Origin of the sequence: Noviherbaspirillum pedocola (assembly GCF_016632335.1) — a bacterium.
Classification (GTDB): Bacteria; Pseudomonadota; Gammaproteobacteria; order Burkholderiales; family Burkholderiaceae_D; genus Noviherbaspirillum_A; species Noviherbaspirillum_A pedocola.
The window spans coordinates 420,212-441,790 of sequence record NZ_JAEPBG010000002.1 but is presented as its reverse complement, the minus strand read 5'-3'; the positions used below and the strand labels follow the sequence as shown (position 1 = coordinate 441,790).

The following is a 21,579-nucleotide window of genomic DNA, read 5'->3' as shown; positions in this document are numbered from 1 at the left end:
CGTCTCTGCGCATGCGGCCGCAGGCGAGATGCCATGTGATGCCTGCGCTTCGCCCGCCGCGTGCGGGTGGCGCTTCCCTCCCCGTCAGCGAATTCCATGAGAGTCCATGCCTGAACATCCCGAGCAAGACCTGCTTGTGATTTCGCCCCATCTCGACGATGCGGCGCTCTCCTGCGCCGGAGCGATATGGCGTGCGCCGCGCGCGGCGGTGGTAACCATCTTCGCCGGCACGCCGCGCGATACCGCGATGCAAACCGATTGGGACGCGCGTTCAGGCTTTGCCAGCGCTGGAGCAGCAATGCTTGCGCGGCGCGCCGAGGATGTCGCGGCATTGAAGATTCTTGCGGCCAAGCCGATGCAGCTCGACTTCCTCGACAGCCAATACGGCGACACGCCGACGGCCGATGCGGTGGCAGCCGCGCTGGAAGACGCGGTGCGCGAGTTCGCGCCGAACACCGTTCTTCTGCCAGCGGGCCTGTTTCACTCGGACCATGTGATCGCGCATGAAGCCGCGCTGCTCGTCAGGAAGCGCTTGCCCGAGCTTGATTGGCGCATGTATGAAGAGGCGCATTACCGACGCATCGCCGGTTTCCTGCAGCGGCGTCTGGCGCGCCTCATCGATATCGGTGTGCAAGCCACGCCGCTGCCGAGCCGGCCCGATGCGGATGCCGCACCCGTCAAGGAAGCAGCGATCGCTTGTTATGCCAGCCAGTTGCGCGCACTAGCGGCCAGGCTGCGCGATGGTCATGCCGACGCCTTCGCGCCGGAATGCTTCTGGCGCCTGGAAGACCTGCCCGCGCAGGGGACATGATGCCGACGTCATTGTCGAGCCGGCTCACGGTCATCATCCTGACCTTCAACCGCGCGGTCGAGCTGCGCCGCACCCTGGAGCGCATGCTGGCGCTGCCCGAGCGGCCGGCGCTGATCGTTGTCGACAATGCCTCCATCGACGGCACCGATGCGATGGTGCGTGATGCCTTCCCCGAAGTCGCGCTGATCCGGCTGGCGCAAAACATCGGCGCTGCGGCGCGCAATGCCGGCGTGCGTCAGGCGCGCACACCCTATATCGCTTTCTGTGACGACGACACCTGGTGGTCGCCGGGCTCGCTGCCGCGGGCAGTGGCCTTGCTGGAGGCGCATGCGCGCATCGCGGTGCTGTCGGCATGCATCCTGGTTGGCCCGGAAGAGCGCGAGGACCCGGCCTGCATGGTGATGGCGCGAAGTCCGCTGCCTTCGGACGGCTTGCCGGGACGCGCCCTGCTCGGCTTCATGGCCGGCGCTTCGGTGATGCGTCGCGCCGCCTTCATCGATGCCGGCGGCTATGAGCCGAAGTTTTTCATCGGCTGCGAAGAAGCGCTGCTGACGCTGGACCTGATCGCGGCCGGATGGTGCGTCGTGTATGCGCCGCAGTTGCGGGTGCATCATCATCCTTCGCCGGTGCGCGACCGCGTCAAGCGCAATCACTATCTCGCCCGCAACGCGCTGTGGGTGGCGTGGATGCGCCTGCCATGGCGCACCGCGCTGGCCGAGACGCGGCGCATTCTGCGCCTGCCGAGCACGCGGCCGGTGCTGCTGCCGGCGCTCGGCGGCGCGCTGCGCGAATTGCCTTGGGTGCTGAAGCGGCGTCGGGTAATTCCGGGCGAGGCGGCGTACTGGTTCCGGCGGCTGCATCACTGATTCCGGATCTTTCCGCCACATGCTTCCGATGTCATGCCGCACCACGACTTTGCGGCGTATCGCCTGCCCTGGCCTTTGCGCGAACCCGATAGCCATGGCGCTTGTCCACTGCCCATAGCCACTGTCCGGAAATGCGATGCGCAATGAACCGAACACCACCCGCCCGAAAGGCGCGCCGGCCGAGCGCGATGTCTGGGAAAACCAATACGCCAGCGGCGCCTGGGATTACCTTGCTGGCGCCGATGAAGCCGGCCATTACCTGGCGATCGCACGCTTCTGCCAGCGCCATGTTCCGCACGGTGCGCTGCTCGACATCGGCTGCGGCACGGGAATCCTGCTCGACTACCTGCGGCGCGAAGTCGGCATCGTGCCATCACGCTACAAGGGTATCGACCTGGCGCAGAGCGCCGTGGAACAAGCCGCGGCGCGCCATCCCGACGCGCATTTCGCGCAGTGCGACTATGCCGCGCAAGGCCTGCCCGGCCGCTACGATGCGGTCGTGTTCAATGAAACCCTGTACTGCTTTGCTGATCCGCTGGCCATCGTCGACAAATGCGCGGCCGGGAACATGACTGCAAACGCGCTGCTGATCGTCTCGATGTATGGCGAGCATCACGAAGACATTTGGCAAGCGCTGCTTGCGCGCTCTAGCGTCGTCGATGAAGACATCGTCGAAAACCCGCAGCGCGGCGTGCGCTGGAAGATACGCGCGCTACGACTGCGTTTCGCCTGATCCGAGCACCGCTCACCCCCTGAAAGGAAAACAGCATGCAACACATCTCGGACATCATGACCCCGGACGTGACCACGATCGCGCCCGGCGCCAGCATCCAGGAAGCCGCGCGCATCATGAATGAACGCAACGTCGGTTCGATCCCGGTATGCGAGGGCGACCGCCTGGTCGGCCTGGTCACGGACCGCGACATCACGGTGCGCGCCACATCCGTGGGCAAGGCGCCTGGCTCGACCCGGGTCGAGGAGGTGATGAGCGCAAGCATGCACTATTGCTTTGCCGACCAGGAAGTCAATGAGGTGATGGACATCATGCGCGATGCGCAGATCAGGCGCATGCCGGTGATGGACCGCAGCACCGGCAAGCTGATCGGCATCGTCGCGCTCGGGGACCTTGCGACCAAGCACTCGGCCGAGGTCGACCGCACGCTGTCCGAGATTTCCACGCCGTCCGAGCCGGACCGGTCCTGAGCTCAAGGCAGGAGTCTTAGGAAACCACGTAGCGTGAGTCGAAAAGTCGAGGACGCTCGAGCACGGCAATAAGCTCATCCGCTACGATCTTGTCATTCCCCGGAAGGAGATTGCGGCGCCTCTACATTCGCCTGGCTCGGCGTTGCCCGCGCTTGCTTTAGCGCCTGGTGTAGCGCTCGCACGATGTCGGCATGGCCCTCTCGGGCAGCGATTATCAACGCGTTGGTGCCATGCGCATTCACCTTATCCACCTGCGCCCCCGAGCGCAGCAGCGCCTGCACGATGGCGAGATGACCGTTTTGGCAAGCGACTATCAGTGCAGTGCCGTGGTCTGCATCGACCTGATTTACCCGCGCCCCTTCCTTCAACAGCCGCTGTACCACATCGAGGCGTCCATTTTTGCAAGCGGAAACCAGCGCGGTGTCGCCGCGCCTGTCTGCTTGATGCAGCTTTTCGCTGGGAGGCGCCTTCCTGGCCTTGCCCTTTATGCCACCGTTTGATGCCGCATCCGCTTGCGCCGGTCCGGCGGCGACCAGCCCCTTTTTTTCAGCAGATTCTGCACACCGGCAATCAAGGCGGGGCGCTCCTTGAAGAACGTGCTGAGCTCGGCGCTCGCCGTCGTATTCAGACTATCAATGAAGCAGGCAATCGCCTGCAGCTGCGCGTCGCCCACCAGGTCTATGACTTCGCATACCGCGTTCAGCAGCGGGCCGACCTTTTGCTCCAGTCGATATCCCGTCTCCGGCGCCATCAGCCATGCCACCACGTCACTCCTTCCGGCAACCAGCGCATGAAACAGCCCGCCGCGCTGCTGCTTGCCTGCTCCGTCCCGCGCATTGAGCACCGCGGGGTCGGTTGCCAGCCGCTTCAAGTCCTGCAACGCGCCTGCATCCTTGATCAGCGCAAACCACTGCTGCTTCGGCGTCGCCGCTTTGACGTTTGCCTTGCCCTTCGTTTTTTTGGACGCGCCTGTGTCATCCTTGCGGTTCTTCTGCCCGCCATCGTTGCCGGCCGGCGAGGCTTGCGCCTGCCCGGGCTTGCCCTTGCCCATATCCTGCGGTGACGCGCTTGCGCCCGATGCGGTAGCAAATGGCGTGGCACCCTGTGTCGCCGTGTTCTTCGTATTCCACGTGGCGTTTGAGCTCGTCGTGGCAGCCGATTTTCCCTGGCTTGCCGCTGACGTTTCTTCTTGCGCTGCAGTGACCACAACCGGCGCACTGCTCAGGACCGGCGCGGGCCGGCCGGGCTTGATGGTTTTCTGCGCTTGCTGCCAGTCGCTGTTCATCTTGCGCGAGGTACTCGGTACAGGCCTGCCTGTCATGCCCGACGATACGGGCGCTTCGACGATGCGCGTATAGCCCGGGCGCGGCGCCGGCGTGACAGTCGCTTCCGAGGGCACTAGCAGTGAGGTCGACGAGGTCGATGAAAGCGATGCACTCGATGCGGTCGAGGTCGGCGCCGATGACCCCTGCGCCAATGCCGCAACCGGCTCGTCCTCCACCCCCAGCGCCCGGCTTGCCCGCTGCAGGTCCTGCAGCGTGTACCTTCCCGAGCTCGATGCCGCTGTCCCCAGCAGCCGCGCCAGCACCGGCTGCGCTTCGTCCAGCGTGATCGCTTCCAGGCGCAGCAGCGCCGGCAGCAGCGTGCGCCGCGACTCTTCATCCTTGAACTTCTTCCCCGCGCTGCCCAGCTGCTTCATCACTTGCGCAATCACAGCGCGCAGCTTCTGCGTGTCCGCCATTACCCGCGCTTCCAGCAGATACGCCAGCCCCGACAACAGCCCCCTATCGCCTCCCTGGTATCGAAAGATTTGCCGCCGAGTTCGACGATACGCTGCCCCAGGCGTTGCGCCGCGCTACGCACCAGGTCGAACTGTTCATTGTCCGCGCCTTGCTTCTGCAAGACCTTGCACCGGCATTTGACAAAGCTGATCAGGTTCGACGCCGCCTGTGCGCTTGGCCATGCTCTCGCGAATGCCTGCGACGCCAGCGTATCGATGAAGCCGTTGCAGCTCGCATTCCATTGCCTCAGGTACCGCGCAAAGCCAGGCATGCCCGGCACGCCATGTTCCTCCACCACGCGCAGAAAATTGCACGCGTTCGACAGCGTGCGGCAGTCGCCTGACAGCAGGTCTATGCGCGGTATGCAGCTCATCATCTCCGTGGCGCCGGCCAGCGCTTCCAGGTGCTTCGGCTCGGCAGGATTCAGAATGCCGGCTTCGAGCAAGTCCTTGGCCAAGGTTGCCGATGCTGGTGATGGTCACGCTGTCGCTCGGCCGCTTCGTCAGATACGTTCGGATCCTCGCCTCGCACAGCGCAATCACGCACTCCGCAAGCGTCCGGCGATGCTCGTCGTCGAGTTCGATCAGACTGAAATTGAGCATTGTGTCAATCTGCACCGCACACTTGGCCAGCTGATGGGATCTCAGATACGGCGCCTTCGATGACGAAGCAGAATCGGTTCTGCTCTCGCCTATCCAGGCTTTCAGCAGCGGCAGTGCCAGCGCAAACGCCGTGCGGATGGCATCGCTTGCCTTGATCATGTTGTGCTTGAGCGCGCGACTGACCCAGTTCAGGATGTCCAGCGTTGTGCCATTCGCGCTGACCTCTTCCGGAAAGCCGATCTCCACGGCGCGCTCGAGCAGCCTGTCGGTGATCTGCTGCAGCGCGGGGCGCAAGAACTTCCGCGCATCCGGGTCGAACAGCATGCCGGCCGAGGGGCTGGCGCACACGGACAGGCCATGGCACAGCGTGCGTACATCTTCCTGCTCGAGAAACTTCATCAAGTCCACGCCGTGGGCATCGCGGGCATCCGGTTCGGCAAAGTCCCTTGCCAGCCGCGGCAGGAAGCGCTGCAGCGCCTCGCGCAACCTCCACAGCGCCAGCGCGTCCGCATCCATCAACAAGGCGGCCTCGATTTCGGCTTGCGTCACCTTGATGCGCGTGAAAAGCGCAATGTCTTGCGCAAGGTCGGGCTGGCTGGAGCGGTTCAGCAATTCCACGCAGTCGCTCAGCGCCTCGATGGCACGGGAACATGCCTCTGGCGAGAGATCTTTGTCCTGGCTTGCATCGTTCAACAGGCCGAAGCCGCGGCTGTCGTCAGAGAAAACAGTCACACTGGGCAGGGCTTGATTGGCTGCCGGGACGTGCGGATAAGGATGGACGCCGCGCGCATGCGGCGTGGAGGGCGGAGTGTTGGTGGATGTGGGGGGCAGATTACTGGTGGAGCTGGGAAAAGACATGGTGCCTCGTTCGATGAAAAGACAGCCGGGCTCGAATGCCCACGGGCCGACGGTAACCCGCGACAATAAGCGGTGGCACAGCGGTGATGACACGGGCAGAGAGTGGATTGCTGGCCATGTGCGCAAGGTGTCAATCAGTGACATCAATCGAACTTTGATGCCTTTTTATCGACCAATCGGTAACGATATCGGTACTCAACGCGCTTGCACAATGCGCTGCGGCACATCAGCAAATGCCGTCACAATGATGGCTTTCAGACTCATCAATTGTTCACCGAACCTCTTTCGTCACTCATGAAGATCGCCCCCGACCAAGTCATTCATTTGCTGCATTCCGCACCGTCCGCGGCCTTGGCCACGCACGCGCTGGATGCGCCCGGCTATCCCTTCGCCACTGCACTGCCTTTCATGCCGGACGCGGGCCATCGGCCAGTGTTTCTCGCCAGCCGCCTGGCCGAGCATGCGAAGAATCTCGCCGCCGATGCGCGCGCCAGCCTGTTGATCACCAATGACGTGCAGCCGGTGGCACAAGCAACCCGCCTGACGCTGACTGGCGACGTGCAGCGCATTGCCGCCGAGCCAGCGCTGGTGCAGCGCTATCTGCGTTACCAGCCCGACGCGGAGACCTATCTCGCGCTCGCCGATTTCGATTTCTACCTGTTCACGCCCAAACGCGCGCGCTACATCGCGGGCTTTGGCCAGATGGGATGGCTGGACGGCACCGAATGGCCGACGGCACCGGCGCTGTCGCTGGCCGAGGAAGCCGCTCTGCTGCAGGAACTGGCCGGGCTGCAACAGCCAGGCATACGCCTGCTCGGGCTGGACCCTTTCGGCATGGACCTGGAACGTCGCGGCCGGCGCGAGCGCCAACGCTTTGTCCGCACGCTGGCCACGCTGGACGAGATCGCCGAAAGCGTGCGCCGCCTGGTGCCGGCACTGTAGGCGCGAGAATCGCTGCACTGCCTGGAGCCGTGGACGCTTGGGCGTCCCTTCCTGTCACCCACGGCGAGCGTAGCATTGCCGTCCCGCCATGCCGATGACGTGTCGTGGTGTGGCGAGCGTCCATCCCTGCTCCCGCAGCGCACTATCGCCGTGCTGTCTGATGCAGATCAAGCATCGGCCAAACCGCTGCGAAACGATCGCGCGCAAGCTTGTGCCGCGCATCTCACCATGAAAGAGTGTTCGTTTTTCGCTTGAACATCATTCGATGCAACTCATCATGGATGCCGATGCCGGACATGGACCACAGCGTCCGTCGCCACCGGGAGTCGTCGCGGCGCACGGACTGCCGGATGCCGCCGCGCTTGCGCGGCTGGCCGGAGCGCTCGGCCTGCTGTTTCCCCATGCGCTGCGCCGCCGGCCCGACTTCCGCATCGACCGAGTGCGTCTTGCTGATGGCCGCGACCTCGGCGTGGAGGAATGCGGCGTCGACACGCAGCCCTTCTGCACGCTGCTGCATTTTCGCAAGCCGGCCGGCCCGCCGCAGCCGCCGCTGCTGATCGTCGCGCCGATGTCGGGCCACTATGCCAGCCAGTTGCGTGAAACCGTGCTGACGATGCTGCCCGACCACGATGTGTATCTGACCGACTGGCATGATGCGCGCGCCGTGCCGCTGGCCTGCGGCGCGTTTCGTCTGGAGGACTACACCGGCTATCTGATGCGTTTTCTCGAACGCCTCGGCCCCGCGCATGTGCTGGCGATCTGCCAGTCCTGTGTGCCGGCGCTGTGCGCCACCGCATTGATGGCCGAAGATGAGGATCCCGCGCGTCCGCTCAGCCTGACGCTGATGGGCGGGCCTATCGATGCGCGCGTGCAGCCGACCGTGGTCAGCCGCTACGCCAACAGCGCGCCGCTGGCATGGTTCGAGCGCAATGTGATCAGCACCGCGCCGCCAGGCCCGCCGGGCGCCGGCCGGCGCGTCTATGCCGCGGAAATGCAATTGCTCAGCACGCTCAGCATGCATGGCCAACGTTGGGCGCAGGCCTGTTGCGACCTGTGGAGCGCTCCCTTCGCCATGGGCGCGGCGGCGAATGAATTCTGGCGCGTGCTCGGCGACCGGCAGGTCGCGGCGCAGGATCTCGCCGCCGAGTTTTATCTCGACAACCTGGAACTGGTGTTCCGCGAACATGCCCTCGCACGCGGGACGATGCGCAACCATGGCCGCCTGGTACAGCCGGCGGCGATCGCTGACACGGCGCTGTTGACCGTTGAAGCCGAGCTCGATGACATCTGCGGCCGGGGCCAGACCGCCAGCGCGCTGCATCTGTGCCGCAATCTGCCCGCCTCCCTGAAGCGCCACCACCTGCAATCCGGGGCAACACACAAGGAACTGTTCAGTGGAACGCCATGGGTAAATGCCCTGACGCCGCTGCTGCGCGAGCACATCCGGCAAGCTGAAAAGCCGAGGCTGCGCGCAGGAAATGCTTGACGCAGCGCAAAAATCCCTTCTTTCCCCTCTTTAACATCTCCGTCGAAGTTGCGTTGCGGCAGCCAGAAGCCGCCGCGATTGCGCAGGCTTGTCCTCCATCCATTACCCAGGGAGATCGACATGCATCTCGGCGATACGCATCACGGCAATATGCAGCGCAGGCGATTCCTGAAACACGGCGGCAGCCTCGTGCTGTCGCCCATGCTGCTGGCGGCGCTGCCGCAATCGGCACTGCCGCAGTCGGCGCTCTTGCAATCGGCTGTGCCGAGGCAAGACTGGAACAGCTTTTCGAGGTGTGAACACTACGCCTCCTACATCGAAGGCATTGCCCGCATGCGCGCAGTGACGGACAGTGCCGATCCGCGCAGCTGGCGCTACTGGAGCCGTCTCTATGCGCAGGGCGCCCCGCTTGGCCGCCCCTACTTCCTGGCCTGGAACCGCGTCCTTCTGTCACGCTTTGAACGCCAGCTGCAGGCGGTGACGGGCAACGCGCAGCTGGCGTTGCCCTACTGGGATTGCTTCCGCGATCCGGAACTGCCGCCGGAATTCACGTTGCCCGCAAACTGGAATGCGCTGTATGCGCCGCGCGCCGGCGACAACGTGTGCGCGGCACTGAGCCTGGCCGCATTCGCGCCGCAGATCATCAACATGCAGCGCGGCCTGCCTGACGCCTTCGAAGTCATCGTGGAAAGCCTGCCGCACAACACCGCACACAATCTGCTCGGCCACGCGATGGCCGGCATGAGCGCGCCGGATGATCCGATCTTCTGGCTGTTCCAGGCCAATCTCGACCGACTCTGGACCGCATGGATGGGCGCGGCCGGAAAGAGAATCCCGCCAAGCGGCAATCCGTATTGGGACGCTGCGCCGATGAAGGACGATGCCGTGCCCATTCCTGCGCAAAGGGACGGCCTGCAATACGCGCAAGCGAGCCTGCCCAACGCGCTGCCGGCGCCAACGCCAGGCTTGACGCTGCCGAAGGACCCGATCGCAAGACGCTTGCCCGCCAACACGTTTTTGTTCGAGGATGGCCGTCCGGGCAACATGAACATCCTGCGCCTGCCGAATGCCGGCATGCGCTTTATCGATGCCAACCATCTCGCACTAGTCAGCGCGCGCCGCATCGTGCTGGCCGACGCGTCGTCCACGCTGGAGTTGCCCTTGATGACTGCAGCGAGCGCGCTCCTGCGCGAAATGCTATGGCCCGCGGGCGCCACTTCCGCCTACCGTGGAGCGCGCATCGTTTGCGACGATCTGCAAACCCTCGGCCAGGGCGCCGACGGTGGCTATTGCTATGCGCTGTACTTGAACCTGCCATCGGCCATCGATGTGGCAAGCGCGCAGCAACGACATTTGCTGGGCACCACTGGCGCCTTCGAAATCGCCGCGGCCCGGCAGCGCATGGCGCGTGGACTCGCGGCTTCGGCGCGCGTTGACTTCGCCGCCGGCACCGTGCTGCAACGGGTGATGACGCGGGCTTGCGCCGGCGTCTCGCTCAGCTTCTGCCGCATCAATGCCGCTGGCCCGACGCCGTCCGGCGGCGTGATCGCCATTGGCGAAGTGCGGCTGGAGCTGTCGACCGTTGTCGACGTCTGACGCTACGATTGGCGATTCGGGCAGCGACCTGGACAGCGCTCCCCGTCGTGATTCAGACGACATACTGGGTGACATCGGACGGATTGAGCGTGACTCCGCCCAATGTCACCACGGTCGTCCAGTGATTGCCGCCGCCATCCGGATCGACCTGCACCACCGTGCTGTTGGAGCCGGCCGGATGATCGAAACGCAGAGAGCCGCCGGAAAAGGCGATGGTGCCGTTGTAGCCGGGAAAACTGCGCAGCAGCTGGCTCAGGTCGAGCACATCGGTGCCGCGCGAGGCCCCCATGCCGAAGTCGCCGATCAGTTCCTGACCGGTGCCGCAGTCGGCAAGCGAGGTGTAGACGAAGGTGTCGTTGCCGACGCCGCCGCTGAGCGTATCGTCGCCGCCGCCGCCGCGGATGACGTCGTTGCCCGGGCCGCCAGAAATCGCGTCATCGCCCGAGCCGCCGATCAGCACGCTGTCGCCGCGTCCGCCCTGCATGGCATAGATGCCGCCATCCTTCTCGGCCGACGCGTCCACGCGCAAGGTGTTGCCGATGCCGACCGCGCGGCCGTCGATGCGCAGCACATCCCCACGGCCGAGCAGGCTGTCCTGCAGGATGAGCGTGTAATCGTTGCCGGCCTGGGGCACGATGCTTTCGACGTTCGACAGCATGTCGGCCCCGATGACGAGGCCACCGCCGTAAGCGCCGTTCAGGTAGAGCGTGTCGAAACCGGCGCCGCCATCGATATGGTCGCCGGCCTGCAATGCCGCGCCGGCGTAGATGGTGTCGTTGCCGGCGCCGGCGGCAACGCTGTCCTGGCCGCCGCGGCTGATATCGAAGTAATCGCGGCCGGCGCCGCCGATGAGCACATCGTTGCCGGCGCCGCCGGTGATGGTGGTGTTCGATTCGGTTTCCGCCGAGTCGTTGATACGCATTGCATCATTGACGCCGAGCGCGGAACCATCGATGGTCAGCGTGCCCGCGGTCACCGTTGCATCCGCCAGCGTCAGGTTGTAGCTGTGTCCGGCATGCAGCACCAGCTTTTCGACATTGACGAGCGTATTCGGCTGGAATACCACGCCCTGCGCATAGTCGCCGTCCAGGTCCAGGGTGTCGTTGCCGGGCCCGCCATCGATGCGGTCGGCAGCATTGAAGCCGCTGCCGGCGAGTATGGTGTCGTCGCCGGTGCCGGCACCCACGATGTCATTTCCGCCGGATCTGATATCGATGACATCGTTGGCAGGCGTGCCATTGAGCGTGTCGTTGCCACGCGTGCCTGCAATCGGCTCGTTCGGCACATCGGTGACGCTCACGGTGATGTACTGATACGAGGACATCGGCACGTTCCCGACCTGCACCCACAAATGGTAGTCGTTGGTTCCGGATACGCTGTTTGGATGCTCATAGTCCGGCGCGGCCGTGAAGGCAAGCGCGCCAGTGTTGGGATTGATCGAAAACAGTTTGGCGTCTTCGTTGGGCGCAATCGAGTACAGCGGCGTGGGTCCGTCGGCGTCGACCGCATGCACGATGCCGACCGCCGTGGTGTTTTCCACGATGCTGAACTTCGCCGGCGATGTGAAACTCGGCAGCACATCATCGACATTGCCGACCGAAATCGACAGGTTCTGCGTCACGCTGTGCAGGCCATCGCTGGCGACAATCGTTAGGTTGTAGACGTTGTCGCGATTGGCATCGGCCGGAGCTTCAAAGTCGGGGGCGCGATTGAACCACAGCGTGCTGGAAGCACTGCCCAGCCCCAGGTTGAACAGCGCGGCGTCGGGTCCGCCAGTGATCCGGTAACTGATGGCATCGCCGTCGGCGTCAAGGGCTGCGAGATGCGCGGCAAGCGTGATGTTCTCGGGCACCGAGAATGCGGACGGCGATGTAATCACCGGAGCATTGTCGTTGACATTGGCCACGGTCAGCGTGATGTCCTGAACCGCCATGGATATGCCATCGTTTGCACCCACTTGCAGGTGATAGACATTGTCGTGGCCGGCATCGCGCGGCACCTCGTAATCCGGCGCACTCACGAATCGCAGCGCGCCGGTGCGCGGATCGAGCGCGAACAGTCCTACGTCCTCACCGCCGGCCAGGCTGTAGCTGAGCGCATTGCCGTTGGCGCTGGTAGCCGCGATAGTCATGACGGCACTGGTATTTTCCGGCAGCGTCAGCGCGCCCGGCGACGTGAAGCGCGGCGCCGGCGTGTTGCCGGCGCCGGACATTCCGACGAAGTCGCTGGCCTTGGGAATCAGGTCCGGCGTGTTGTCGAGCTCGATGATCATTTCCGGCGGCGGCACGCCATCGGTATCGACCATGATCAGCGTGGTCGTTCCGCTTTTCTCGTACCACACGCTGCGCTCTTTCGGCACGGTGTCGGTGAACTTGAAGCCTCCCGGTGGCGCAATGCCTGACAGGTCGATGTGGTCCGTGCCCTGGGTGAAATCGCTGATCCGGTCCCAGCCGCCGGACTGCGGCGAATCGGCAATGGCGGTGTAGACGAACAGGTCCCTGCCCGGCCCGCCGGTCATGCGGTCGCCGCCACCGCCGCCGATGAGGATGTCGTCGCCGGGGCCGCCGACCAGCGTGTTGGCCGACGCATCGCCCTGCAGCACCTGGTTGAACGCATCGGCCACCTGGATATGAATAGGCTGCAGTGCGGCGAGCTTGCCATCCGAGACGCGCACGGTCAGGTCGTAGACATTGTCGTGATTGGCATCAACGGGCGCGTCATGGTTCGGCGCATTGACAAAGCGCAGCGCGCCGCTGCGCGTATCGATGGTGAACTGCCCGGCGTCGTCGCCAGGATCGATGCTGTAGAACAGCGTCGGGCTGTCGGCATCGGTGGCCACGATGCGGCCGACGTCGCGGGTGTTCTCAACGATCCAGAACGACGATGGCGACTGGATCACCGGCGCGACATTCGCCGGCGCCTCATTGACCCTGGCCACATCGATGGAGACCGCGCCTATCGTGGTGTTGACGCCGTCCGAGACCTGCACCCGCAGATCGTAGACATTGTCGGCATTGCGGTCGGCGGGCGTGGCGTAATCGGGCGCGGCACGGAAGGACAGCGCCCCGGTCTTGGCATTGAGGTCGAACAGCGCCGCATCGCCGCCATCAACCAGGCTCCAGGCCAGGTCGGTGCTGTCAGGGTCGCTCGCGGTCAGCATCGCTACGCCGGTCTGATGCTCGGGCGTGACATAGTGGATCGGCGAGGTAATCACCGGCGCGACATTGCTCGGACCCGCCACGTTCACCGACACCCATTGCGCGCTGCTGAAGAGGCCATCGCTCACGCCCACCAGCAGATGGTAGATGTTGTCCTGGCCGATGTCGGCCGGGGCTTCGGCGCTTGGCGGCGTAATGAAGGACAGCACGCCGGTACGGAAATCGATGGTGAAGCGCGCGCCATCATCGCCCGGCAGCACCCGGAAACTCAGGCTGGGACTGTCGCTATCGCTGGCGGTGACGGCGCCCACCGTCGTGGAGTTTTCGGGCACGGTGAAATCCGGCGATGAGGTGAAGCGCGGCGCGGTGAGGTTGGGACCGTCATGCACGCCAATCAAGTCGGACATGGTCGGGATGGTATTGCCAGTGTTGGCCAGTTCGATGCGCATCTCGGGAGGCGGCGTGCCATCGGTGTCGACAAAGACGAAGGTGCTGGCGCCGACCTTCTGATACCACACGCCCCAGGCGGTAGGCACCGTGCCGCCCCACTGAAAACTGCCGCCGTTCAGCAGCGCGGAGAGATCGATCTTGTCGCGCCCGCCGCTGAAGTCGGTGATCACATCCCAGCCGCCGGCCTGTGGCGAGTCCGATACCGCGGCATAGACAAAAGTATTCGCTCCGCCGCCGCCCGTGAGCCGATCGGCTCCGCCCCCTCCGGTGATCCTGTCGTCATCAAAGCTGCCGACCAGGCTGTCAGCGCCATTCGTTCCCAAGATATTCGCCATGTTTGCCGTCTCCTCTTCGTACCCGCTTTTTCTGGCTGCGGCGCCGCCCGGCGCGCATCGCCAGCGACAGTAGGTCGCGAAGAATCTCCGGCTTTCGATCTGCCTCAACAATCGGGTGCGTCATGACTGAGCCATTTCGCCTCGTCTGCCACGCCATCACGACCATCACCGTTCATCAATTGTCAGATGCGAATGTCGAACATTCAGGCCCTGAAAAACGCGGAACGTGACGCGCGTCATGCGGCCGGCGCGGCTTCGCGACGGGCTTCGGCATCGATGCGCAGGCGCCGCTTCACCGCGCGGCCGAGCAGCCATCCGACCAGGAGGGACACCGCCAGGCCGAACAGGCCGAGCGTGAGCTGCAGGCGCTGTGAGCCCGGCCCAGCCACGCTGCCGGCGGCGAGCAGCACATTGGTCGCGGTGCCGGGCAGGATTCCGACTACGGTCGCGGCCAGATACTGCCGGAACGGCACATCGGTGATGCCGAACAGGTAGTTCTGCAGATTGAATGGCACGATGGGTGAAAAGCGGATCAGGCTCACAGCGCGAAAACCACCTTCGCTGACGGCGCGTTCTATCGCATGCAGCAACGCGCTGTGGCCGGTGCGCTTGCGGATGCTGTCGCGCAGGAAGCGGCGCGAAATCAGGAAGGTCAGCGATGCGCCGATGGTGGCGGCGACAATGGCCAGCGGCACCCCGCGGCTGCCATAGGCCAGACCGGCGGCAATGGCCAGTGCCGAGCCGGGCACCAGCAGCACGACCGCAATCACATAGCCGAGCAGGAACAGCAGTTCGCCCCATTCTCCGGATGCCTGTATCCAACCCTGCACCATCAACACTTCATCGCGCAGCATCTCGATACGCTTGCCGAGCGGACAAAGCAGCCACCACAACAGTCCGGCCATCATTACCGTCCCGAAGGCCATGGCCGCGTATTGCCAGAATTTCCGCCCAGTCATCATGCACTCCGCACCGCGCGCAACGCGGCAAACGCGCATTCTCGCGCAAAACGGCGCGAGGCATCGGCCGTCGCTCATGCTGCTTACCCCGCTGCCAGACGCGTGCGCAGCAGCTCCAGCGCCGCCTCACCGGTGCGCTCGAACTGCAGCGGCGTGACCGAAATGCCGCCGGCACGCACCACGGCGGTTTCGCTGTCCGGCGCATCCTCATGACTCTCGCGATGAAACTGCAGCCAGTGGTAAGTAAAGCCACGCGGATCCACGCGCGGCACCACATTGATGCTCTTGACAACGCCCGCGCCCTGGCGTGTCGGTGTCAGCGGCCCGGCTTCTTCGGGAGGCACATCCGGGAAATTCACGTTCAGGCAGGCATGCAGGCTACCCGCGCGATACAGCCGCGCGATGACTTCCGGCGCCAGCATGCGCGCCGTATCCCAGCGCACCGCGGCCGCATCGCGGAAGGTCTGGCTCAAGGCGATCGCGGGCAGGCCGAACAGCATGGCGGTCATCGCGGCGCCCACGGTGCCGGAGAACACGGTTTCCACGCCGAGATTGGCGCCGCGGTTCACGCCGGACAGCACCAGGTCCGGCGGATGATCCACCATCAGGTGCCGCACCGCCATGACCACGCAATCGCCCGGCGTGCCCGAGACGCCGAAGCGGCGCTCGCCCTGTCGCGAATAGCGCAGCGGCGCATGCAGGCTGATCGAATGCGAAGTGCCGCTCTGGTCATGTTCGGGAGCCACGACCCAGACTTCGGCGGCGATGCGGGCCGCGACCTGTTCCAGCACGGCCAGGCCGGGCGCATCGATGCCGTCGTCATTGGTGAGCAGCACGCGGGATACGAGGGGGTTCGATGTGTTCAAGCGGATTCACCTTTTCGGTTCGATACGCGGCGCGGCGCGGGAAAGGCGTTTCGTCAGGCCGAAGCCGGGCCGCTTCACCGGCTGCATGCCGTGGTCACGACGCCATTCGCTGCCGCAGAGGCGACAGACATAATGTTCGCCGCCTTCACTGCGCGACTTGCCGAACACCCGGTAGCCGCGCCGGCCACGGCTCATCAGGCCGGCATGACCGTCGAGGCCGTACTGCCCTTCCAGCATTGCCATGCAAGCTGCGCACATCGCCATCATGGTTCTCCTGCGAAACTCGGTTGCAGCGGCAGCACAGCGGCAGGACTTCAACCGGCGATTGTCCTGTTCGTCGGCGCCCGGACCTTCCGGGCGCGCAGAGCTTGCGACAGCTGGTCAGTGACGTCCGCCGCGCTCGACCATCTCGTGGCCGATCCGGCGGGCTTCCTGCTCGGCTTCGCGCTCGGTGGAAAACAGGGTTTGCACCGCGACCCGCTGCGCCGGAAAGATCGCATTGCGATGCATGGGATTGGGGGTCGGACCAAAGATTTCCAGCCACGCGGCCCAGCCGTCGACATCGGTCAGCCGCACGCCGGCATACTCGATTTCATACTGGCCCAGTTGCTCCGTGGCCATGATTTCCTCCCGCTGCGCCAACTGGGTTTTGAATCTAGCACAGGGAAATGGCCATGCATGGCGCCGGCGGCGCATGGCATGGCGCGGCGTCAAATGTCGTGAAGGCGCGCAAACCGGGCATCGGCTATCATCGCAGGCCGCTTCGCGCTTCCTTTCCGATAAGACATGCAAGATCCCAAGACGTATTACAACCAGCAATTCAACGCCCGCGCCGCGGTGCCCGACCATGCACATATCTTCACCCGCTGGAAAAGGGACTCGGCCCATGTGCGCCGCACCCATGCCTGCCTGGCCGACATCGGCTACGGCGTGGAAGCCGGTGAACGACTCGATCTGTTTCCCTCGCGCCGCCGTGATGCGCCGCTGCTGGTATTCATCCATGGCGGCTGGTGGCGCTCGCTGGACAAGTCGGACTTTTCCTTTGTCGCGCCGGCGTTTCTCGATGTCGGTTTCAATGTCGCGCTGACCAATTACACGCTGGCGCCGGCCGCGAGCCTGGAAGCCATCGTGCGCCAGCAGTTGAAGGCGCTGGCCTGGCTGTGGCGCAATGCCGAAAGCTACGACATCGATCGGAACCGCATCGTCGTGGCCGGACATTCCGCCGGCGCGCATCTGACGGCGATGATGCTGGCCGCGCGCTGGCCCGAGTATGCGGAAGATCTGCCGGTGGACTTGGTCAAGGGCGGCGTGCTGCTGTCCGGCGTCTACGACCTGGAGCCGCTGACCCATGCCGATCATGTGAACGTCGATCTGCAATTGAAGACCGAGCATATCGGCCCGCTGTCGCCGGCCTTCATGCCCAAGGCCAGCGCAGCGCCTGTCGTGACCGCGGTCGGCGGGCTGGAATCGGAAGAGTTTCATCGGCAGAACGCGCTGATCGCGGCGAACTGGAAAGCGGACTTGCTTGCCGATGTGGCGCTGCCGGAGCGCAATCACATGACGATTTGCGATGCGCTGGCGACGAAGGGAGATGCGCTGTTCGAGGCTGTGAAAGGAATGATTGATGGCTTGTGAGCGCGGATGGGGCTGGCGAGTCAGCCCTGTCAAGGTCCGTGCGCGGTAGCTGCTGCATAGCCTGTGATAGCACTACGCTGCAGGGGCGAAACGTATTAGCCGTTGCCGTTGCCGTTGCCGTTGGTTTTAGCTTTTGTCGTTGCCGTTGCTTTTAATCCCGTTGATCGCGCCGTGTCGCCGGGCCCTAAAGCGGATAAGGTGCGGCGTCTGTTTGAGCGAAGCGCAGCGTAGCGAGTTTAGCCGCGCCCCGCTTCAGGGTTCGGCGACACGGGAACCCCGCGCAGCGGGGCGCGATCTCCGGGTCGCCTTTTCTTGGTTACTTCTTTTGGCGAGCAAAAGAAGTGACCCGGCTGCCGGGCCGGGACCCGGCTAGCTCGCCAAGTGCGATGTCCTTATTGGGTCATCGGGCCTCAAACTTCGACCGAAAGGGCCTTTCGATCCAAGCTTCGATCACGCGACGACCAGGGCAAGAGCCTGCCCCGTCAACGACATCACTCCGGTGATGCAAAACGTTTAGCGCCCCCTCGATCTAGCCGGGTCCCGGCCCGGCAGCCGGCCTACTTCTTTTGCGCGCCAAAAGAAGTAGGCAAGAAAAGGCGCCCCGGAGATTGCGCCCCGCTGCGCGGGGTTCCCGTGACGGCGATGCCCGGAGCGGGGCGCGGCTAAACTCGCTACGCTGCGCTGCGCTCAAACAGACGCCGCACCTTTTCCCGCTCCGGGCATCGCCGTCACGGCGCAATCAACGGGGGTTAAAGGCAACGGCAACGGCAACTGCAAAGACAATGCAACGGCAACGGCAACGGCAACGGCAACGGCAACGGCAACGGCAACGGCAACGGCAACGGCAACGGCACCATACCCTTATCTCACCCTGCCAACCTTATGCGAACTACCAACGGCCTGAAAGACAATTCGACGTCACCTTAAATGGCTGGCTGGCCAGCCCAACGTCTCATCGCTACCCGCCATACGCATAATTGAACTTCCCGCCTTGTATCTTCCCCATCACCCGAGAGCGCTGATCCAGGCCGACATGGTCCTTCGGGCTCATGTTGATCACGCCCTGCGGCACGGTCAGATCCTTCGTACCCTCGATCGCATCGCGCAGCGCCTTGCGGAATTCCGGCGTGCCGGGCTTGGCGCTCTTCAGCGCGACCGGCACCGCATTGGCGATCAGCATCCACGCGCCCCAAGCATCGGCCGCGAACTGCGTCACCGTGCCTTCGCCGTAGGCGGCTTCATAGCGCCGCGTGAAATCGAGCGCAACGCGCTTGACCGGGTTTGAGTCCGGCAACTGCTTCGCCACCACCGCCGGCCCGGTCGGGAAATAGGTGCCTTCCACGTCCTTGCCGCCGACCTTCAGAAATTCGAGGGTCGCGATGCCGTGGGTCTGATAGATGCGGCCCTTGTAGCCGCGTTCGACCAGGGTCTTCTGCGGCAGCACTGCCGGTGTGGCCGAGCCGGCGATCAGCACCGCGTCCGGATGCGCAGCCATGATCTTCAGCACCTGTCCGGTCACGCTGGCGTCGTTGCGGTTGTAGCGCTCGGCAGCGACGATCTTCAGCTTGCGCACTTCGGCAAGCTTGGAAAACTCGCGCCACCAGCCTTCACCATAGGCATCGGCGAAACCGATGAAGGCTACGGTCTTCACGCCGTTGTCCGCCATGTGCTGCGTCAGGATGGTGGCCATGTGGCTATCGTTCTGCGGCATCTTGAAGGCCCATGCGCGCTTGGCATCCTGCGGCTCGACAATCGCAGCCGATGCGGCCAGCGCCACCATCGGCGTGCCGGATTCGGCCAGCGGCTGCAGCATCGCCAGCGCATTCGGCGTGGTGTTCGGGCCGACGACGATATCCACCTTTTCCTCATCTACCAGCTTGTGCAGATTGCGCACCGCGTTGCTGGTGTCGGAAGCGTCATCAAGGATGATGGTTTCGACCTTCTGACCCGCGATCTCCTTCGGCCACAGCAGGATGGCATTCTTGCTCGGCGCGCCGATCGCGGCGGCCGGGCCGGTGGTGGCAAGGTCGATGCCGATGCGGATCTGGGCCAAGGCGGCGGTGGAAACCAGGCCTGACACCAGGCCCAGGGCGATGCCGCCGGCGCGGCGGAAGGTCTTGCTGTTCATGCTGCTCCCTGCAGGATTGGACGGTAGTTGTGGAATCGACTCACAGTTCATAGACCGGCTTTTCGCCGTTCATCACGCTTTCGATCAGCTTGCGGTTCAGCGTCGGCGTCAACAGCTCGATGAAGGTGTAGACATAGCCGCGCAGATAGGCGCCGTTCTTCATCGCCACCCGCGACACATTGCTGCCGAACAGGTGCCCGGCCGGCAGCGCGCGCAGATTCCTGTCGCGCTCGGCATCGAAGGCCATGCCGGCAATGATGCCCACGCCCATGCCGAGCTCAACATAGGTTTTGATCACGTCGGCGTCGATCGCCTCGAGCAAAATCTCGGGCTTGAGCGAGCGCAGCGCAAAGGCATGGTCGATCTTGTTGCGGCCGGCGAAGGCGGTGTCGTAAGTAATCAGCGGATAGGCGGCGATGTCTTCCAGCGTCAGCGGCTTGGCTTTCAGCAGCGGATGTTCGGGTGGAACTACGACCAGGTGCTCCCACTGGTAGCAGGGCAGCGAGATCAGGCCGTCGATTTCGGCGATCGCTTCGGTGGCAATCGCCAGGTCGGCCTGATCGTTGAGCACCATTTCGGCAATCTGCTTCGGATTGCCTTGCAGTAGCGACAACTTGACCTTCGGATATTTCTGCGAGAACGCCTGCACTACCTTCGGCAGGGAGTAGCGCGCCTGGGTATGGGTGGTGGCGATGGTGAAGCTGCCGCTGTCCTGGGCAGCGAATTCCTTGCCGATGCGCTTCAAGCTGTCGACCTCGCGCATGATCGCCTCGACCGACTTCAGGACCGCCCTGCCCGGCTCGGTCAATCCGCGGATGCGCTTGCCGTGGCGGGTGAAGATATCGACGCCCAGTTCTTCCTCAAGTTCGATGATCGCCTTCGATACCCCGGGCTGCGAGGTGAACAAGGCTTTTGCCGCTTCGGTCAGATTGAAGTTCTGGCGCACCGCTTCGCGGAGAAATCTGAACTGATGCAGGTTCATGTCACTTTCAGGCCCTTTCCGCCTTTTGCATATTACGCATATGCATATAAGCAAATGAGCACTTTGTCGTTGGGTCGGAGGCGCGAGTTTATTACACTTCGACCTCTTTCGTGCGGGGTGATATGACTTTCACTTATGTGGTTTCCGGTTTTGCGGTTGGCGCTCTGGTCGGGCTGACCGGCGTCGGCGGCGGTTCGCTGATGACGCCGCTGCTGGCCTTGCTGTTCGGCATCCACCCGACGGTGGCGGTCGGCACCGACCTCGCCTTTGCCTCGGTCACCAAGGTGGCTGGCACCGCCGCGCACCGGTATCACGGCAATGTGCATTGGCATATCGTCAAGCTGCTGTGCATCGGCGCGCTGCCGGCGGCGATCGCCGCGACCTTCGCGCTCAAGTATTTCGGCTCGCTGCAAAATGAAATCGGTCTTTTTATCCGTTATTCGATCGCCTGTTCGGTGATGCTGACGGTAGTCGCGATCCTGTTCCGCAAGCGCATGCAGAACTGGCTGACGAAGCACCCGGAGCGGCACCTGCATGGACGCCCGCTGGCAGCCGCTACGATCCTGTGCGGTGCGATCCTCGGCGCATTGGTTACAATATCGTCCATTGGCGCGGGAGCCATAGGCGCCACCCTGCTGGTTCTGCTGTATCCACGCCTGTCGCCGGCGGAAATCGCCGGCACCGATATCGCCTACGCCGTTCCTCTCACTGCCATTGCCGCCTTCGGGCACTGGTGGCTCGGTTCCATCAATTGGGAGTTGCTTGCGATGCTGTTGCTCGGCTCGGTGCCGGGCATTACGCTCGGCTCGCTGGCGGCGCGCGCGATGCCGGAAAAACTGCTGCGCCTGCTGCTGGCCGCGACGCTGACGACGGTTGCTGCAAAGCTGGTGCTGTGAGCAAACCAACAAGTTTGGCAAGACG

Annotated in this window: 19 protein-coding genes; 9 read left to right on the top strand and 10 right to left on the bottom strand. The window is 64.1% G+C overall.

What is annotated here, in order from left to right; all coding sequences use genetic code 11:
- Positions 1-106 precede the first annotated feature (106 nt).
- The 4 genes from JJB74_RS07175 (at position 107) to JJB74_RS07160 (ending at position 2,880) form a co-directional block, all read left to right on the top strand.
- Entirely contained in the window at positions 107-811 is a 705-nt protein-coding gene (locus JJB74_RS07175) for a PIG-L deacetylase family protein (protein ID WP_200591131.1), read from the top strand.
- On the top strand, positions 808-1,677 hold the full coding sequence (locus JJB74_RS07170) for a glycosyltransferase family 2 protein (protein ID WP_200591130.1): 870 nt from the start codon (positions 808-810) through the stop codon (positions 1,675-1,677). Before JJB74_RS07175 ends, JJB74_RS07170 begins: the two co-directional genes overlap by 4 nt.
- A gap of 136 nt (positions 1,678-1,813) precedes the next feature.
- Complete coding sequence (locus tag JJB74_RS07165) at positions 1,814-2,410, top strand: class I SAM-dependent methyltransferase (protein ID WP_200591129.1); 597 nt, start codon at positions 1,814-1,816, stop codon at positions 2,408-2,410.
- A 35-nt stretch (positions 2,411-2,445) separates the two neighbouring features.
- A complete protein-coding gene (locus JJB74_RS07160) occupies positions 2,446-2,880 on the top strand; it encodes a CBS domain-containing protein (RefSeq protein ID WP_200591128.1) in 435 nt (144 codons plus the stop codon).
- A 92-nt stretch (positions 2,881-2,972) separates the two neighbouring features.
- Here JJB74_RS07160 and JJB74_RS34150 read toward each other — a convergent pair whose 3' ends face one another.
- The 3 genes from JJB74_RS34150 to JJB74_RS07145 all read right to left on the bottom strand — a co-directional run bounded on the left by JJB74_RS34150 (position 2,973) and on the right by JJB74_RS07145 (position 6,265).
- Positions 2,973-3,296 carry an ankyrin repeat domain-containing protein gene (locus JJB74_RS34150; RefSeq protein WP_407672294.1) on the bottom strand — a complete coding sequence of 108 codons (324 nt, stop codon included), beginning with the start codon at positions 3,294-3,296 and terminating at the stop codon, positions 2,973-2,975.
- A gap of 68 nt (positions 3,297-3,364) precedes the next feature.
- Complete coding sequence (locus tag JJB74_RS07150; RefSeq protein WP_200591126.1) at positions 3,365-4,657, bottom strand: hypothetical protein; 1,293 nt, start codon at positions 4,655-4,657, stop codon at positions 3,365-3,367.
- A gap of 99 nt (positions 4,658-4,756) precedes the next feature.
- A complete protein-coding gene (locus JJB74_RS07145) occupies positions 4,757-6,265 on the bottom strand; it encodes a hypothetical protein (protein WP_200591125.1) in 1,509 nt (502 codons plus the stop codon).
- Between the two features lie 150 nt (positions 6,266-6,415).
- Here JJB74_RS07145 and JJB74_RS07140 point away from each other — a divergent pair, with 150 nt between their 5' ends.
- From JJB74_RS07140 to JJB74_RS07130, 3 genes are all read left to right on the top strand, one after another.
- Positions 6,416-7,063 (top strand): HugZ family pyridoxamine 5'-phosphate oxidase, encoded by a 648-nt coding sequence (locus tag JJB74_RS07140; RefSeq protein ID WP_200591124.1) that lies wholly within the window; start codon positions 6,416-6,418, stop codon positions 7,061-7,063.
- Positions 7,064-7,328: 265 nt separating this feature from the next.
- The gene (phaZ, locus tag JJB74_RS07135) at positions 7,329-8,549 is read left to right on the top strand and encodes a polyhydroxyalkanoate depolymerase (protein WP_200591123.1); all 1,221 of its coding nucleotides are present in this window, start codon (positions 7,329-7,331) and stop codon (positions 8,547-8,549) included.
- Positions 8,550-8,669: 120 nt separating this feature from the next.
- A complete protein-coding gene (locus JJB74_RS07130; protein ID WP_200591122.1) occupies positions 8,670-10,145 on the top strand; it encodes a tyrosinase family protein in 1,476 nt (491 codons plus the stop codon).
- A 52-nt stretch (positions 10,146-10,197) separates the two neighbouring features.
- On the opposite strand, the gene JJB74_RS33645 is transcribed toward JJB74_RS07130, so the two are convergent.
- From JJB74_RS33645 to JJB74_RS07105, 5 genes are all read right to left on the bottom strand, one after another.
- A complete protein-coding gene (locus JJB74_RS33645) occupies positions 10,198-14,088 on the bottom strand; it encodes a cadherin domain-containing protein (RefSeq protein ID WP_200591121.1) in 3,891 nt (1,296 codons plus the stop codon).
- Between the two features lie 236 nt (positions 14,089-14,324).
- Positions 14,325-15,050 carry a TVP38/TMEM64 family protein gene (locus JJB74_RS07120; protein WP_234484018.1) on the bottom strand — a complete coding sequence of 242 codons (726 nt, stop codon included), beginning with the start codon at positions 15,048-15,050 and terminating at the stop codon, positions 14,325-14,327.
- A gap of 80 nt (positions 15,051-15,130) precedes the next feature.
- Positions 15,131-15,913, bottom strand: a complete 783-nt coding sequence (gene surE, locus JJB74_RS07115; RefSeq protein WP_200591119.1) for a 5'/3'-nucleotidase SurE — start codon at positions 15,911-15,913, stop codon at positions 15,131-15,133.
- A gap of 6 nt (positions 15,914-15,919) precedes the next feature.
- Positions 15,920-16,180, bottom strand: coding sequence for a hypothetical protein (locus JJB74_RS07110; RefSeq protein ID WP_200591118.1), 261 nt, complete (start codon positions 16,178-16,180; stop codon positions 15,920-15,922).
- Positions 16,181-16,294: 114 nt separating this feature from the next.
- The gene (locus tag JJB74_RS07105; RefSeq protein WP_200591117.1) at positions 16,295-16,534 is read right to left on the bottom strand and encodes a hypothetical protein; all 240 of its coding nucleotides are present in this window, start codon (positions 16,532-16,534) and stop codon (positions 16,295-16,297) included.
- Positions 16,535-16,699: 165 nt separating this feature from the next.
- On the opposite strand from JJB74_RS07105, the gene JJB74_RS07100 reads away from it, so the two are divergent.
- Positions 16,700-17,548, top strand: coding sequence for an alpha/beta hydrolase (locus JJB74_RS07100; RefSeq protein ID WP_200591116.1), 849 nt, complete (start codon positions 16,700-16,702; stop codon positions 17,546-17,548).
- Between the two features lie 958 nt (positions 17,549-18,506).
- Here the strand turns inward: JJB74_RS07100 and JJB74_RS07095 are convergent.
- Both JJB74_RS07095 and JJB74_RS07090 read right to left on the bottom strand, forming a co-directional pair.
- Entirely contained in the window at positions 18,507-19,676 is a 1,170-nt protein-coding gene (locus JJB74_RS07095; protein ID WP_200591115.1) for an ABC transporter substrate-binding protein, read from the bottom strand.
- A 40-nt stretch (positions 19,677-19,716) separates the two neighbouring features.
- Complete coding sequence (locus tag JJB74_RS07090) at positions 19,717-20,658, bottom strand: CysB family HTH-type transcriptional regulator (RefSeq protein ID WP_200591114.1); 942 nt, start codon at positions 20,656-20,658, stop codon at positions 19,717-19,719.
- Between the two features lie 122 nt (positions 20,659-20,780).
- Here JJB74_RS07090 and JJB74_RS07085 point away from each other — a divergent pair, with 122 nt between their 5' ends.
- On the top strand, positions 20,781-21,554 hold the full coding sequence (locus JJB74_RS07085; protein ID WP_200591113.1) for a sulfite exporter TauE/SafE family protein: 774 nt from the start codon (positions 20,781-20,783) through the stop codon (positions 21,552-21,554).
- Positions 21,555-21,579 lie beyond the last annotated feature (25 nt).

Coding starts and splice junctions, on each gene's coding strand:
- JJB74_RS07175 (WP_200591131.1), top strand. CDS start 107: ATGCCTGAACATCCCGAGCAAGACCTGCTTGTGATTTCGCCCCATCTC.
- JJB74_RS07170 (WP_200591130.1), top strand. CDS start 808: ATGATGCCGACGTCATTGTCGAGCCGGCTCACGGTCATCATCCTGACC.
- JJB74_RS07165 (WP_200591129.1), top strand. CDS start 1,814: ATGCGCAATGAACCGAACACCACCCGCCCGAAAGGCGCGCCGGCCGAG.
- JJB74_RS07160 (WP_200591128.1), top strand. CDS start 2,446: ATGCAACACATCTCGGACATCATGACCCCGGACGTGACCACGATCGCG.
- JJB74_RS07145 (WP_200591125.1), bottom strand. CDS start 6,265: ATGTCACTGATTGACACCTTGCGCACATGGCCAGCAATCCACTCTCTG.
- JJB74_RS07140 (WP_200591124.1), top strand. CDS start 6,416: ATGAAGATCGCCCCCGACCAAGTCATTCATTTGCTGCATTCCGCACCG.
- phaZ (WP_200591123.1), top strand. CDS start 7,329: ATGCAACTCATCATGGATGCCGATGCCGGACATGGACCACAGCGTCCG.
- JJB74_RS07130 (WP_200591122.1), top strand. CDS start 8,670: ATGCATCTCGGCGATACGCATCACGGCAATATGCAGCGCAGGCGATTC.
- JJB74_RS33645 (WP_200591121.1), bottom strand. CDS start 14,088: ATGGCGAATATCTTGGGAACGAATGGCGCTGACAGCCTGGTCGGCAGC.
- JJB74_RS07120 (WP_234484018.1), bottom strand. CDS start 15,050: ATGATGACTGGGCGGAAATTCTGGCAATACGCGGCCATGGCCTTCGGG.
- JJB74_RS07110 (WP_200591118.1), bottom strand. CDS start 16,180: ATGATGGCGATGTGCGCAGCTTGCATGGCAATGCTGGAAGGGCAGTAC.
- JJB74_RS07105 (WP_200591117.1), bottom strand. CDS start 16,534: ATGGCCACGGAGCAACTGGGCCAGTATGAAATCGAGTATGCCGGCGTG.
- JJB74_RS07100 (WP_200591116.1), top strand. CDS start 16,700: ATGCAAGATCCCAAGACGTATTACAACCAGCAATTCAACGCCCGCGCC.
- JJB74_RS07095 (WP_200591115.1), bottom strand. CDS start 19,676: ATGAACAGCAAGACCTTCCGCCGCGCCGGCGGCATCGCCCTGGGCCTG.
- JJB74_RS07090 (WP_200591114.1), bottom strand. CDS start 20,658: ATGAACCTGCATCAGTTCAGATTTCTCCGCGAAGCGGTGCGCCAGAAC.
- JJB74_RS07085 (WP_200591113.1), top strand. CDS start 20,781: ATGACTTTCACTTATGTGGTTTCCGGTTTTGCGGTTGGCGCTCTGGTC.